Source organism: Caballeronia terrestris (genome assembly GCF_001544515.1).
Taxonomy (GTDB): Bacteria; Pseudomonadota; Gammaproteobacteria; order Burkholderiales; family Burkholderiaceae; genus Caballeronia; species Caballeronia terrestris.
The window spans coordinates 1-13,453 of sequence record NZ_FCOL02000043.1 but is presented as its reverse complement, the minus strand read 5'-3'; the positions used below and the strand labels follow the sequence as shown (position 1 = coordinate 13,453).

General features: G+C 64.0%; 15 protein-coding genes. 8 read left to right on the top strand and 7 right to left on the bottom strand.

Annotated elements, in window-relative coordinates:
- Positions 1 to 217 precede the first annotated feature (217 nt).
- Positions 218 to 937, top strand: a complete 720-nt coding sequence (locus tag AWB67_RS25730; protein WP_087659039.1) for a hypothetical protein — start codon at positions 218 to 220, stop codon at positions 935 to 937.
- 38 nt (positions 938 to 975) lie between these two features.
- On the opposite strand, the gene AWB67_RS25725 is transcribed toward AWB67_RS25730, so the two are convergent.
- The 3 genes from AWB67_RS25725 to AWB67_RS25715 are packed head-to-tail and all read right to left on the bottom strand — an operon-like array spanning position 976 to position 3,220.
- Complete coding sequence (locus AWB67_RS25725; RefSeq protein ID WP_087659038.1) at positions 976 to 1,566, bottom strand: flavin reductase family protein; 591 nt, start codon at positions 1,564 to 1,566, stop codon at positions 976 to 978.
- Positions 1,567 to 1,574: 8 nt separating this feature from the next.
- The gene (locus AWB67_RS25720) at positions 1,575 to 2,270 is read right to left on the bottom strand and encodes a GntR family transcriptional regulator (protein WP_087659037.1); all 696 of its coding nucleotides are present in this window, start codon (positions 2,268 to 2,270) and stop codon (positions 1,575 to 1,577) included.
- Positions 2,267 to 3,220: a polysaccharide deacetylase family protein gene (locus AWB67_RS25715; protein WP_087659036.1), complete on the bottom strand. Its 954-nt coding sequence runs from the start codon at positions 3,218 to 3,220 to the stop codon at positions 2,267 to 2,269. The genes AWB67_RS25720 and AWB67_RS25715 overlap by 4 nt, the downstream gene beginning before the upstream one ends.
- 283 nt (positions 3,221 to 3,503) lie before the next feature.
- On the opposite strand from AWB67_RS25715, the gene AWB67_RS25710 reads away from it, so the two are divergent.
- The 4 genes from AWB67_RS25710 to AWB67_RS25695 all read left to right on the top strand — a co-directional run bounded on the left by AWB67_RS25710 (position 3,504) and on the right by AWB67_RS25695 (position 7,791).
- On the top strand, positions 3,504 to 4,562 hold the full coding sequence (locus AWB67_RS25710; protein ID WP_087659035.1) for an ABC transporter ATP-binding protein: 1,059 nt from the start codon (positions 3,504 to 3,506) through the stop codon (positions 4,560 to 4,562).
- 40 nt (positions 4,563 to 4,602) lie between these two features.
- Complete coding sequence (locus AWB67_RS25705) at positions 4,603 to 5,901, top strand: ABC transporter substrate-binding protein (RefSeq protein ID WP_087659034.1); 1,299 nt, start codon at positions 4,603 to 4,605, stop codon at positions 5,899 to 5,901.
- Between the two features lie 68 nt (positions 5,902 to 5,969).
- Positions 5,970 to 6,884: an ABC transporter permease gene (locus tag AWB67_RS25700; RefSeq protein WP_087659033.1), complete on the top strand. Its 915-nt coding sequence runs from the start codon at positions 5,970 to 5,972 to the stop codon at positions 6,882 to 6,884.
- A 1-nt stretch (position 6,885) separates the two neighbouring features.
- On the top strand, positions 6,886 to 7,791 hold the full coding sequence (locus AWB67_RS25695) for an ABC transporter permease (protein WP_087659032.1): 906 nt from the start codon (positions 6,886 to 6,888) through the stop codon (positions 7,789 to 7,791).
- Positions 7,792 to 7,799: 8 nt separating this feature from the next.
- On the opposite strand, the gene AWB67_RS25690 is transcribed toward AWB67_RS25695, so the two are convergent.
- Entirely contained in the window at positions 7,800 to 8,021 is a 222-nt protein-coding gene (locus AWB67_RS25690) for an FmdB family zinc ribbon protein (RefSeq protein ID WP_087659031.1), read from the bottom strand.
- Positions 8,022 to 8,201: 180 nt separating this feature from the next.
- Between AWB67_RS25690 and AWB67_RS25685 the strand changes: the two genes are divergently transcribed.
- Positions 8,202 to 8,654, top strand: a complete 453-nt coding sequence (locus AWB67_RS25685) for a hypothetical protein (RefSeq protein WP_087659030.1) — start codon at positions 8,202 to 8,204, stop codon at positions 8,652 to 8,654.
- A 10-nt stretch (positions 8,655 to 8,664) separates the two neighbouring features.
- On the top strand, positions 8,665 to 9,195 hold the full coding sequence (locus tag AWB67_RS25680) for a hypothetical protein (RefSeq protein ID WP_087659029.1): 531 nt from the start codon (positions 8,665 to 8,667) through the stop codon (positions 9,193 to 9,195).
- Positions 9,196 to 9,332: 137 nt separating this feature from the next.
- On the opposite strand, the gene AWB67_RS25675 is transcribed toward AWB67_RS25680, so the two are convergent.
- From AWB67_RS25675 to AWB67_RS25665, 3 genes are read right to left on the bottom strand one after another with little or no spacing between them, the layout of a single operon-like run.
- Positions 9,333 to 10,232: a tyrosine-protein phosphatase gene (locus AWB67_RS25675; RefSeq protein WP_087659028.1), complete on the bottom strand. Its 900-nt coding sequence runs from the start codon at positions 10,230 to 10,232 to the stop codon at positions 9,333 to 9,335.
- Positions 10,229 to 11,557 carry an ATP-binding protein gene (locus tag AWB67_RS25670; RefSeq protein ID WP_235025314.1) on the bottom strand — a complete coding sequence of 443 codons (1,329 nt, stop codon included), beginning with the start codon at positions 11,555 to 11,557 and terminating at the stop codon, positions 10,229 to 10,231. Before AWB67_RS25670 ends, AWB67_RS25675 begins: the two co-directional genes overlap by 4 nt.
- Complete coding sequence (locus tag AWB67_RS25665; protein WP_087659027.1) at positions 11,554 to 12,291, bottom strand: response regulator; 738 nt, start codon at positions 12,289 to 12,291, stop codon at positions 11,554 to 11,556. Before AWB67_RS25665 ends, AWB67_RS25670 begins: the two co-directional genes overlap by 4 nt.
- Before the next feature lie 259 nt (positions 12,292 to 12,550).
- Here AWB67_RS25665 and AWB67_RS25660 point away from each other — a divergent pair, with 259 nt between their 5' ends.
- The gene (locus tag AWB67_RS25660) at positions 12,551 to 13,291 is read left to right on the top strand and encodes a response regulator (protein ID WP_087659026.1); all 741 of its coding nucleotides are present in this window, start codon (positions 12,551 to 12,553) and stop codon (positions 13,289 to 13,291) included.
- Positions 13,292 to 13,453 lie beyond the last annotated feature (162 nt).

Genomic DNA, 13,453 nt, shown 5'->3' with positions numbered 1-13,453 from the left:
GACATCCCTGTCCCCTGCTGAACACGCCGCTTGAACGAGCGCTCCGGCAGTCCGCTCAACTGCACCGCCGCCGCCACTGGCGACGCCTGCGCGTACCCCTGTTGTAAATCCACCCTTCACAATTGTGTTACAGATACTTACAATTCTCGCCGATTGATTTTGAGATGGCACTACGGAGAGGAGCAAGGTGAAGACGGGAATTGTTGCAGCAGTTGGCATGAGCGTAATTCTGGCCGCGTGCGGCGGCGGCGGTGACGACGGCGGCGGTGCGCTAGACGCCGCCAGCCCGACGGCGGCGGGGCAGTACACGGGGACGGTAAGCGGCCGCCAGGCGTCGGTACTGATTTTGGACGACGGCCGCGTCTACACCGAATACGCGTCGCCGAACTCGACGAACGTGATCGCCGGCGTCGTCGCGGGCTCGGTTTCGTCGCTGAACGGCAATCTGTCGAACGGATCGGGCATCGACTACAACTACGAGGGCCAGGGCGTGAATTCCGTCGTGGTGAGCGGCTCGTATTCGGCGAAGCAATGGCTCAAGGCGTCGGTCTCGTACGCGAACGGCGCACGCTCGGACTTCAGCGGCAACTACGATGCAAGCTACGACGCGACACCGACGCAAGCCGCCGTCGCGGGCAAATTCACGGGCAGCAGCGCGACGAACATCGGGACGACGGTCGGCATCGACAGCGTCACGATCACCGTCGATGCGGCCGGCAACATCGCCGGAAACGGCACGAACTGCCCGTTCACCGGCACGATCAAGCCGCACGCGAAGGGCAACGTGTACGACGTGAGTCTCACCTTCGGCGCGGGCACCGGCTGCGCGTATCCGAACACGACGGCGAGCGGCATCGGCGTGTTGAACGGCAGCCAGATCCACGCGCTCGCGCAAACGCCGTCGAAGGCCGGCGTGGTGTTCATCGGCACGAAGTAACTTTGCCGCATCGGGAGGCGCTCGCCTCCCGTATTTCCTCACCCCAGCGTGAACCGGTCGCGCGTCGTCACGTAATCGCTCGCGCCGAAGCGTCCCACGGGGAAGTAGTGCTGAAGCCGCACGCGCCAGGTTTCGGTATCGATCAGTTCATCGCGTGCGTGCAGCATGTGCACACGGCCGATGAAAATCTGCCGGCTCGTAGTCTCCAGCGTCTCCCACAGCGTGCATTCGAACGCGACCGGCGCCTCCGCGATTCGCGGCGGCGCGACGCGCGTGCTCGCGACCGACGTGAGCCCGACCTCCGCGAGTTCGCTGACGTTCGGCGGCAAGCGTTCGCCGCAGCGATGCATCTTCGCGGCGATCGCCTCGTCCGACAGATGCACGACGAACTCCCCCGTCCGCACGATGTTCACTGCCGTGTCCTTCAGCGTGCCGTCGGCAACCCGGTTCACGCTGATCATCACGATCGGCGGTTCCTCGCCGAGCATGTTGAACATCGAGAACGGCGCGGCGTTGACGGTGCCGTCCGCGCCGAGCGTGGTGACGAGCGCGATTGGACGCGGCACGATGAGACTCGCCATCAGCTTGTAGCGCTGATACTCGGTGATCGTTTCGAAGTCGATTTCCATTGAGGCGCCTATGTCCCGGTGATGCCGAGCAATGCGCGGAGGCTTTTCTCGCCCGGCATGCGCGACGTTTCGATGCGCGCTTCCAGCCCGCGAAGGTGCGCGTCCATGTGCGCGACCGCGCCAGCGGCGTCGCGCGCTTCCATGCAATCGAGGATCGCGCCGTGCTCGTCGTGTTCGCACGGCGCGTTGCCGGTCGGCTCGTAGACGCCGACGATCAGCGAGCAGCGCGGCACGAGTTCCGTCAGGTAGTTCTGCAGGATCGTGTTGCCCGCAAGCGCGCCGATACGCAGATGAAAGCTGCTCGCGAGACGCGCCCACGAAGGCTGGTCGAAGCGATGCATCGCGTCGTGCTCGGCGGCGAGCTGCTCGCGCAGCGCGGCGATATCGGCGGCGCTCGCACGCGGCACCGCAAGCTCGACGAGCGCGCGTTCCACCGAGCGGCGCGCCTCGAAAATCTCGCGCGTTTCTTCGCGCGTCGGCTGCGCGATTACCGCGCCCTTGTTCGGCCGCAACACGACGATGCCGTCATACGCCAGCTTTTCGAGTACGCGCCGCACGACCGCGCGCCCGACGCCAAATAACTGGCACAGCTCCGGCTCGGGCAATTTGGTGCCCGGCGCGAGCCGGCGGTTTAGCACGCCATCGAAGATCGATTGATAGATGCGGGCGTCGACGTCCACTTGGCTCCTCGCCTGATCGATCATGCCGCGCGATGCACGGGCATGGCTTCGTCCATGAAGCTCGCGATTGCGCCGGGTGTCGTCATCCAGACGTCGCCGTCGTTGCGCGCGGCCGCGATGTGCGAAAGCGCGCGCCGCAAATGCCGCAACCGATACGGTTGCCCGACGATGTACGGATGCAGTGCGATCCCCATCACGAGCGCTTGCGGCGCGTGGCCCCGGTTCGCTTGCGCAAGCATCTCGTCGAACTGGTCGATGATCATGTTGGCGAAGGCGCCACCGTCCATCTGCCGGCCGATGATCATCGGCAAGTCGTTCAATTCCTGCGGATACGGGATCGACCATAACGCACCATCGCGTGTCGTCATGCGCACGGGGCGGTCGTCGTGGCACCAGTTCAGTGTGTAGCGGTAGCCTGTTTGCGCGAGCAGATCGGGCGTGAGATGCGATTCCGATATCCACGGCGAAAGCCAGCCCGCTGGCGCCACGCCCGATTGCTGCGCGATCCGCCTGCGGCAGTGCAGGAGCAGCGCGCGTTCGCCGTCTTCGTCGAGGTTGCTCTGACGCTGCGCGTTGGTGTGTCCGTGTGCGATCAGCTCGTCGCCGCGCGCGACACAGGCTTCGATCAACTGCGGACAGTGGTCATAGAGCGAGGTGTTGATCAGCGTACCCGAGGGCAAATCGAGATCGTCGAACAGTTCGATGCAGCGCCACGCGCCCACGCGATTGCCGTATTCGCGCCAGCTGAAGTTGAGCACGTCTGGCTGCGGCGACAGTGGCCCGAGCGCGGCGCCCAGTCCTTCGCCGAACGCGAAGTGCTCGAGGTTGAAGCCGAGATACACCGCGAGGCCGCTGCCGTTGGGCCAGCGATATCCATCGGAATCCACGATGGGACGATAGGGAAAGCGCCCGTGCGTGGCGAGGGGGCCGAACTCGTTGTGGATGGCCAAATGCGCGTTGCTCGAGTCGTTCATCTTCGAATGAGCCGGTGACTGTTGTTGATCTGAATGAACCGGTTTGGCCAAAACGTGCCCCACGGCGGAACGCGGTCCGCACCGCAATCGCACACGAGCGCCGCTCCAGATTGCCGACGATCAGGCTTACGGATCGTGTGCAAGTTGCGCGCCAGTTCGTAGACGCGCGATCGGCCTTGGCTAAAGACACCGTGGCGTCTCAGGCGCTTCGGAATGGCACACCTCTTGCAAACACTTGCGACCGCACGCTTGCCCATCGTTGTTCCACCAAGGACATGTCTTCATGGTTCAACCGGCTTCGACAGTGGTAAAGACATCGGCCGCCGATATCGAACTCGTCCACGTCTCCAAGCAATACGGCGACGCGCTCGCCGTCGACGCCATCGACCTGCGCATTCCCGGTGGCGCGTATTGCTGCCTGCTCGGGCCGTCGGGATGCGGCAAGACCTCGACGCTGCGCATGATCGCGGGCCACGAATCGGTCTCCGATGGCGACGTGCTGATCGGCGGGCGCAACGTGACGCGCGAGGAACCGGCGTCGCGCGGCACGGCGATGGTCTTCCAGAGCTACGCGCTCTTCCCGCACCTGAGCGCGCTCGACAACGTAGCGTTTAGCCTGAAGATGCGCGGCGTCGCGAAGGACGCGCGGCGCAAGCGCGCGGGCGAACTGCTGGAACTCGTCGCGATGTCGGCGTTCGCGGAAAGGAAGCCCGCGCAATTGTCGGGCGGACAGCAGCAGCGCGTCGCGCTCGCGCGCGCGTTGCTCAATCAGCCGCGCTGTCTCTTGCTCGACGAACCGCTCTCTGCACTCGATCCGTTCCTGCGCGTGCAGATGCGCGCCGAACTCAAGCGCTGGCAGAAGGAACTCGGCATCACGTTCGTACACGTCACGCACTCGCAGGAAGAAGCGATGGCGCTTGCGGATCTCGTCGTCGTAATGAGCCATGGTCATATCGAACAGAGCGGCACGCCGCACGAAGTCTTCAACCGGCCGCGCACGGAATTTGTCGCGCGCTTTCTCGGCGGGCACAACGTGCTCGGCACGAGCGGACGCCTCTTCACCGTGCGCGCCGATCATCTGCGCATCGCGCCGCATGGCGTAACGCCGGTGCAGGCCGCATCGGGTGGGAGTGGCATGAGCCGTATCGGCGGCGTCGCGTGCACGGTGCGCGAGGCCGAGTACCAGGGCACTCATCTGCGCATGACGCTCGCACCGCTCGACGGCTCGCCTGAACTCATTTCGATGATGAGCGACGCCGAGTACGACCCGCAGCGCTTTGGTCCCGAGGCACGCGTGACCGTCTGGTGGGACGAGCAGGACGCGCATCCTTTAGCGGCATGAACTCACAGTCGAACGACAAATTCAACCGAGGAGAATGGCAATGAGCGAATCGAACGAGAGCCCGGCGGCAGCGCCCGAAACCGGCGCGAAGGAGACGGGCCTGTCGCGCCGCACGTTCATCAAGGGCGCGGTCGCAGCGGCGGGCATCGCGGGCTTTCCGTACGTGCACGCGCAGGAAAAAATCGTGTTGCGCTATCTCGGCACGGCGGTGAACCAGAGCTCGGACATCGCGAAGAAATTCAAGGAGGACACGGGCATCGACATCCAGTACATCCCTGTCACTACCGACGACGTCGCCAAGCGCATCATCACGCAGCCGAACTCGTTCGATATCGTCGATACCGAGTACTTCTCGCTCAAGAAGCTGATTCCGTCGGGCACGCTCGCGGGCATGGACGTGAAGCGCATCAAGCTTGCCGACAAAATCACGCCGGTCCTGACCAAGGGCGAAGTCAACGGCAAGAAGATCGGCGATCAGGGCACGGCGCCGAAGAAGGTCATGTTCCTGAAGGGCGCGCGCTCGACCGAGTTTTCCTCGACGCCGACCGAGTGGATGACGCTGATCCCCACGACCTACAACGCCGACACGCTCGGCATTCGCCCCGACCTCATCAAGCGCCCGGTATCGACGTGGGCCGACCTGCTCAATCCGCAGTTCAAGGGCAAGGCGGCGCTCCTGAACATTCCCGCGATCGGCATCATGGATTCGGCGATGGCGATCGAGGCGATGGGCCAGGTCAAGTACGGCGACAAGGGCAACATGACGAAGGCCGAGATCGACCAGACGATCAAGATCCTGATCGAAGCGAAGCGCGCGGGCCAGTTTCGCGCGTTCTGGAAGGACTTCAACGAGAGCGTGAACCTGATGGCATCGGGCGAAGTGGTGATCCAGTCGATGTGGTCGCCGGCGGTCACGAAGGTGCGCACTATGGGCGTCGCATGCACGTTCCAGCCGTTGAAGGAGGGCTATCGCTCGTGGGCGGCGGGCTTCGGCTTTCCGCGCTCGCTGCAAGGCAAGAAACTCGATGCGGCGTATGAGTTCGTCAACTGGTTCCAGGACGGCTGGGCCGGCGCGTACCTGATGCGGCAAGGCTACTATTCGGGCGTGCTCGAAACCGCGAAGACGCACATGCAGCCCTACGAGTGGGACTACTGGATCGAAGGCAAGGCCGCGGCGCAGGACATCAAGGCGCCCGACGGCCAGTTGCTGGAGAAAGCTGGCACCGTGCGCGACGGCGGGTCGTACACGCAGCGCATGGGTGCGATCGCCTGCTGGAACGCGGTGATGGACGAGAACATCTACATGGTGCAGAAATGGAACGAGTTCATCGCGGCTTGATAGGGCGCGTTTGTTTATGAAACGCGGCCGGTAATGCGCCGGCCGCTGCTTTTCAACGGGTTCACTCAATGGCTTCAATCGAGCTTCTCACTCCCGCGCAGGAAGAACCCGTGCGCCATCGCCGCGTGAGCGCATGGTTGCAGGCGACGCCGCTCACGCTGACCTTCGCGCTCTTTTTCATCGTGCCGCTCGTGATCACGTTGATCGTGAGCTTCTGGGACTTCAACGAATACCAGATCATCCCCGCGTTCACGCTAAAGAACTACGCGGCGATCTTCGACGGCTGCTCGTCGATGACGGACGTCTGCGTCACATTCAAGACCTACTGGTCGACGATCAAGTTCTGCGCGATCGTCTGGGCGGTCACGCTGCTGCTCGGATTCGCGATCGCGTATTTCCTGTCGTTCCACGTGCGCTCGACGGGCATGCAGACCGTGCTATTCCTCGTTTGCACGATTCCGTTCTGGACGTCGAACGTGATCCGCATGATTTCGTGGATTCCGCTGCTCGGGCGCAATGGTCTCGTCAATCAGGCGCTGATCGGCGCGCATGTGATCGACCAGCCGCTCGAATGGCTGCTGTACTCGAACTTCTCCGTCGTGCTCGCGTTCGTGCATCTCTACACGTTCTTCATGATCGTGCCGATCTTCAACGCGATGATGCGCATCGACCGGTCGCTGCTCGAAGCCGCGCGCGATGCGGGCGCAAGCGGCTGGCAGGTGATTCGCGACGTGGTGCTGCCGCTCTCGAAGACCGGCATCGTGATCGGCTCGATCTTCGTGATCACGATCGTCATGGGCGACTTCCTCACGGTCGGCGTGATGGGCGGGCAGCAGATCGCATCGGTCGGGAAGATCATTCAGGTGCAGACGGGTTATCTCCAGTTTCCGGCGGCGGCGGCGAATGCGGTCGTGCTGCTCGCGGTCGTGCTGATGATCGTGTGGGGACTGACGCGCGTGGTCGATATCAGAAAGGAGCTTTGACATGGCGGCGCGTGGACTCAAGCATCGCGAGCACCGTCCGGCGAGCTTCTACTGGCTCGCGTTGCTGTTCGGACTTTTCGTCCTGTTCCTCTACGGACCGGTCATCACGATTTTCATCCTGTCGTTCCAGGGTCCCGAAGGCGGCCTGACGTTTCCGATGCGCGGCGTTTCGCTGCACTGGTTCGAGGCGCTTCGCGGCGGAGTCGGCGATATCGACATCTGGGGTGCATTCTGGCGTTCCGTACGGCTCGCGCTGGCAGTCACGGTGCTGACGGTGCTGTTCTCCGTGGCGGCCGGACTTGCGTTCAGGCGGCGTTTTCGCGGCGATACGGCGGTGTTCTACGTGTCGGTGTCGAGTCTCATCATGCCTTCGATCATCGTATCGCTCGGCATCGGGCTCACGTTCCGCCTGCTCGACAACGGCGTGAAGTATCTCGCGAATGTGTGGGGTTTCGAGTCGTTTGCCGACAGCTACACGACCTCGATGGGCCTCTTCACGTCGGCGCTCGGCGCGCATCTGACGTGGACGCTGCCGTTCGGCTTGCTCGTGATGTTCGCGGTGTTCAACCGCTTCAATCCGGCTTACGAGGAGGCGTCGCGCGATCTCGGCGCGACGCCGTGGCAGAGCTTCAGCCACGTGGTGCTGCCGATCATCGGACCTTCGGTGATCGGCGTCGGGATGTTCGGCTTCACGCTTTCGTGGGACGAGATCGCGCGCACGTCGCAGGCGATCGGCGAGCAGAACACGCTGCCGCTCGAATTGCAGGGACTGACGACCTCGGTCACGACGCCCGTGATCTACGCGCTCGGCACGATGACGACGGTGCTATCGCTGACAGTGATGGTGGGGTGTTTGCTAGCGGTGCGGTGGCTTGCGCGGCGTCGGCTGGCAGCGGGGTTGAAGTAACGCTGCGGCTAGCAGCACGAACACGACCCCCGATGCTTCATACCGTACGAGCCGGCGGAATCATCCGAAGATGCTGACGTCGCCGAGCCGCCCAAAGAAGGCGCACCCACGACGACACGCGCCGCTGCGCCGTGACAATTCGGACAGATGGCGGGATAGTCGCGTTCGGCGATGCGGCGGGTGGCTTCGAAGAAGCCGCATTCGGCGCATTCATAGTCGTAGACGGGCATGGCATTCGAAATCAGGAAAGGACACGGCGTATCGAGAGTATCGCATTCGCATCGATAACATCTGGAAAGGACTTCGCGAATAGGAACCTTGATTGCCGCTTTGCGGTTCGACGGGCTGGCTGAACATGACGATGCGCGTTACCCCGATGCGCCATGTAAGCCACCCATCGATCGAAACCCATGCAAGCACGTTCCGTCTTTTCACTGCCCGCCCGCGCGCTCGTCTGCGCGCTCTTTGCTTTCGCCGCGCCGATGCACGCATCGGCGGAAGATCTTCCCGACGTCTGTTCGGCGCTCAAGGAGATCGTCGCGGCGAAGTCCTTCACGACGCTCGATCAGGCCCGTCCGCTGATGCCCGCCGGCGCTCCCGGTCAAGGCACTTGCCACGCGAGCAGCCACGCCTACGATTGCCGCTGGAAGGCGCATTGGGGCGCGGATGGCGTCGTCGCCGATCCGTTGCAGGAACTCGGCGCCGACATCGCCGCATGCTTTCCAAACGTCGTGCACGACGTCAACACCGCGACGCGCCAGCACTTCGTGATCCGCAGCGACGTAAAGGATGCGCCGCGCCGCGTCGCCGTGACGGCAAGTACCGACGGCCCAAGCGCGTTGCGTCTTCGCGTCGTGCGCTGAGAGCTGAGCGATGCTTGCGCGGCTTGCCGGACCCTGCGTGGCGATAGCCTGCGCGAACCTGCTGACGGGATGCGCTTGGACGTTGATCTCTGCCGCCGATGCCGCCGGTTCGCTCGTGCAGGCGGGCTTCACAGTGGCGTCGAATTATTCGTCGCCGTCTTACGTCACCGGCAAGCCCGCGTCGCTGCGTACGGTGTGCATCGAGTTGAACCAGACCGTCGCGGCCGGCGACTTCGTGCCGACGCTGCAACTGGCGTTGCAGCGTCGCGGCGTGAACTCGATGGTCTATAACCCGGGCACGTCGCCGCCCGGCTGCGAGGCGATGCTCGTCTATGCCGCGACGACCGACTGGGACCGCCGCGCGTTCAATGACCAGCCATCGGCATATCTTTCAGCCATCGATCTGACGCTCGTGCAGCGCGGCCACATCCTCGTGACGGCGCGCTACGAGACGCGCGGCCTGAACGTCGACCGCTTCGCGAGCGCGAGCCAGAAGCTCGATGCGCTCGTCGACCGGATGGTAGTCGTACAAATGGAATGAGTGTTCCTTTCCTTGCCTTACCTTGGCGTTATTCGACGCGATCGCGATGCTAATCTCCGCAACGTTACGCAGCAATCATCCCTCTTCGGCTCGCCTGTTGTTCCAGGGCGGGCCGTTTTTTCTTCCGCGATGGCGCGTTACAGCACGAGCTTCGCGCGCAGCATTCCGACGTCGGCCTGCGCGACGTTCAGCCCTTTGAGCAGATAGTCATTCAGCGTGCCGAAGCTCTGCTGCATTTGATCGAACGCGGCTTCGAGCGTTGCGCTCTCCGCACGATAAAGCGGCGCGACAAAGGCCCCGCTCACGTTTGCGCGCGCGGCGTGCGCTTCGATGCGCGCCGCAATCGCCGATGCCGCAACGCTATTGGTCAGCAGATAGTCCTGCACGATCACATCGAGCGGCGAGCCCGCTATTGCCAGCAGCAGCGCTGCCGCCCAGCCGGTGCGATCCTTGCCCGTTGCGCCGTGAATGATCTGCGGCCCCGGCGTGTTCGCGAGTCGCGTGAGAAGCGCGCCGAAATGCGCGCGCGCGGTGGCATCGGTGACGAGGCGGCGTTGCGCGTCGATCATCCAGGCGCGCGCGGCGGCTTCGCTCGTGGGCACCGTCGCTTGCGCGTTCAGCGGGGCGATATCGACAGGTTCGCGCGTCGCGCCCGAAGGCACGCGGTCCGGCGCGAGCGATGCTTCGTTCACCGTGCGCAGGTCGTGTACGACGCGAAGCTGCAAGCGGTCGAGCGTGGCGGCATCGTTTGCGTCGGACGTCAGCGCGCCCGAGCGATAGAACACGCCGCGTCGCAATCTTCTGCCGTCGGCGGTTGGGTAACCATCGCCGCTGCCGCTCACGTCGCGGAAATTTTCGACGGATGCGAGGCGCGGCGTATCGGTCACTTGCGTGTTGTCGCTAGCGCCGCCGCATGCGGACAGCAGGCTCGCGCCTAAGCCCGGTACGGCGACCGACATCAGCGCGGCACGTGTGCCGCCATGCAGGAAAGCGCGGCGCGTGAGCGTTGCGCCGCGAGGAATCGGGAAAGGCATCATGTCGTTGATCTTGTGGTGAGCGCCTGCGCGTGAACGCGACGGTCCACCGGTATCGCGATACATACGACGAGGCCCCCGTCCTCCGCGTTGCGCACTTCGCAGCGGCCGCCGCATTCGCCCGCGAGCCGTTCGACGATCGAGAGCCCCAATCCGCAATGACCATCGCCGCTTCGGGCCGGATCGAGGCGCACGAAGGGCTTCAGCGCATCTTCGATACGATCGGCCGGAATGCCCGGGCCGTGATCGCGCACGTCGATGATCCACTCGCCCGCGCGCCGCGCCGTCGCGATCTCGACCGGTGGCTCGCCATGTTCGAGCGCATTGTCGACGAGATTCGTCATCAGCCGGTCGATGAACGTGCGCGGCAGGCGGAACGCATCGCCCGCTTCGAGCGACAGCGCGAAGAGCGCGGCGTCGCCGTCTTCGGGCAGCGGAAACTGCTCGGCGAGAAAGGCATCGACGGAGACTTCCGGACCTTGCGACGGCGAGCGCGCCGCGAACTCCAGAAACTGCTGCACGATACGGGTGAGCGAATCGATGTCGCGCATGAAGTGGCTGCGCTCGGCTTCATCGTCTACGAGCATGCTCGCGCGCAGCTTAAGGCGCGTGAGCGGCGCCTTCAGGTCGTGCGCGATGCCGGCGAGCATCACGGCCTTGTCGTCATCGGCATCGGTGATCCTGCGCATCATCTGGTTGAACGCGCCGATCAGGTCGCGCAATTCACGCGGGCCGTGAATGTCCAGGGGCACGGGCCGCTCGCCCGCGCCGAAGCGCCGCGCCGCCTGCGAGACGCGCGAGATCGGCCGCTGCAACTGCCACGTGGCGAAGAGCGACAGGATCACGGCGCCGAGCAGCATCCCGATCGTCTCCTTTAGGAACGGCGGAGGCGGCGGCAGGTCGATCGGCGTGACGATCCAGTTGCTGCTCGTCGGATAGCGCACCCAGAGGTGCGGCGCGCGCTCGTCGCGCGTGTCTACCGCGAGTTGCGTTCCGGGCGGCAGCACTTCCGCGAGTTGCCGCGCGAGACGCGCGATCCGCGTCTTGGCGGGATCGCTCAGAACAACGGTTGCCGGCATGTTCCAGACCGGCACGAGATGCACGCGCATCGCACGCGAGAGGCGCCCGCCGAGCGTCGCGTCGCTGTTCGCTGCTTCGATGACGAGCAGGAGGCCGCGCGCGTAGCCGTCGGCATCGTGGCGCGGACGCTGGACCGTGAGGATCGTGAACCAGCCCGCCTGCACGACGACGAGCACCGCAATCGAGATCAGCGCCATTCGCCCGAACAGCGAATTGAACGGGCGGAAGACGGACTTGCGCAGCGTCATGGGGAGCGGGCTTCTTCGAGGGTGAAGCGCGCGCCGTCAGCATCGGGCACGAAGACGTAGCCTTGTCCGCGCACCGTCTGAATGTGGCGCGGGCTTGCGGGATCGTCCTCGATGATGCGGCGCAGGCGCCAGATCGGCACGTCGAGGCCTCGGTCGCGAAACGCGAGGTCGTCGCTGTGTACCAGATCGTGAATCAGCACGCGCGAGAGCACCTTGTACGGATGCCGGATGAACACTTTCAGCAGCGCGAACTCGCTGTCGCGCAGCGGCACGCGCTCATCGTCCGCGACGAGCGAGCGCGTGACGAAATCGACTTCGAAGCGGCCGAAGCGTTCGCGCGCACGCGGTTCTGGCTTGCTCGCTACTGGCGCGCGCCGCCGCAGCACCGTTTCGATTCGCGCCAGCAGTTCGCGTGGATCGAAGGGTTTCGCGAGGTAATCGTCGGCGCCGGATTCGAGCCCCGCCACTTTATCGGTCACGCTGCCGCACGCGGTCACGAAGATCACGGGGATGTCGTCGCCGCCGGCGCGTAGCTGGCGCAGCGCCTGCAGGCCATCGGTATTGGGCATCATGATGTCGAGCACCACGATCGACGGGCGTTCGAGATCCAGCCGCCTGCGCAGGCCGCTGCCGTCGTGCAGCACGGACACGTCGAGTCCGCGCGCTCTCAGGAAGCGGCACAGCAGGTCGCGCACCACGGGGTCGTCGTCGACGATCAAAACCGATGTAGTCATCCTGAAATTTTATTACCGCATCCCGAAAATAACGTTGTTTTGCGATTGCGGCCCCATTACGGAATCTTACGGTGTGTTGTAAAGGCCGCATTTCGGATGTTTCCAAAAGGCCTTGTTTAAGGGGCTGGAATGCCCGATTTCAATATGGACGGGGCATGCGGGCGTGGCGTTGCCGCGTTGTATGACTGCATCAAACGGTAAGAAACGGAAAGCAGTGCACTGTCGCAAAAATAGTGCCGTGCGTCTTAAAATTGATCGCATGACTCAACAAGTACTCGTCGTCGATGACGACCCCGTCGTGCGCGACCTCGTTCGCGAATACCTTCAATCCCACGGCTTCGCGGTCTCTGTGCTGCATGACGGCGCGAGCCTGAAGCGGCGTATCGAGGCTGAGCGGCCATCGATCGTGCTGCTCGACGTGATGATGCCCGAGAAGGACGGCATCAGCGCGCTGCGCGAATTGCGCGACGGCGGCGAGGACATTCCGGTGGTGTTCCTGACGGCACGCGCCGACGTGATCGATCGCGTGATCGGCCTCGAACTCGGCGCCGACGATTACCTCGCGAAGCCGTTCGATCCGCGCGAACTGCTTGCACGCATCCGCTCGGTGCTGAGGCGCCGTCATGCTGCGGCGCCGGGTGCGCCCGAGAATCGGCCGCCGTATCGCTTCGGCCCGTTCGAAGTGGATTTCGCTGCGCGCGAATTGCGACGCGACGGTGAGCGCGTGCCGCTGCGTTCCGGCGAATTCGCAACGCTCAAGATCTTCGTGAAGAACGAGATGGTCGTGATGACGCGCTCGCAGTTGAACGAGAAGCTGCGCGGGCAGGCGGGCTCGTATCGCGACCGCAGCCTCGATGTATCGATCTGGCGCTTGCGGCGGCTGCTCGAAACCGATCCCTCCGAGCCGCGCTATGTGCAGACCGTGTGGGGGCAGGGTTATATCTTCGTGCCGCGTGGGGAGACGGGAGCCGCTGAGCGGGCGATGCGGCGGGGGTTTTGATGCTGGCGCTGTGGGGTGGGGTTGGTGTTTCAACCGTTTGATGCGCCTGTGCTCCCATGGAACTTGTTTTCTTTTTGGTCTATTAGCTCTGCCCCTGTCCGGGGCGGGACTCACTTTCTTTGCTGCTGCAAAGAAAGTAAGCAAAGAAAGCAGCTTTTAACC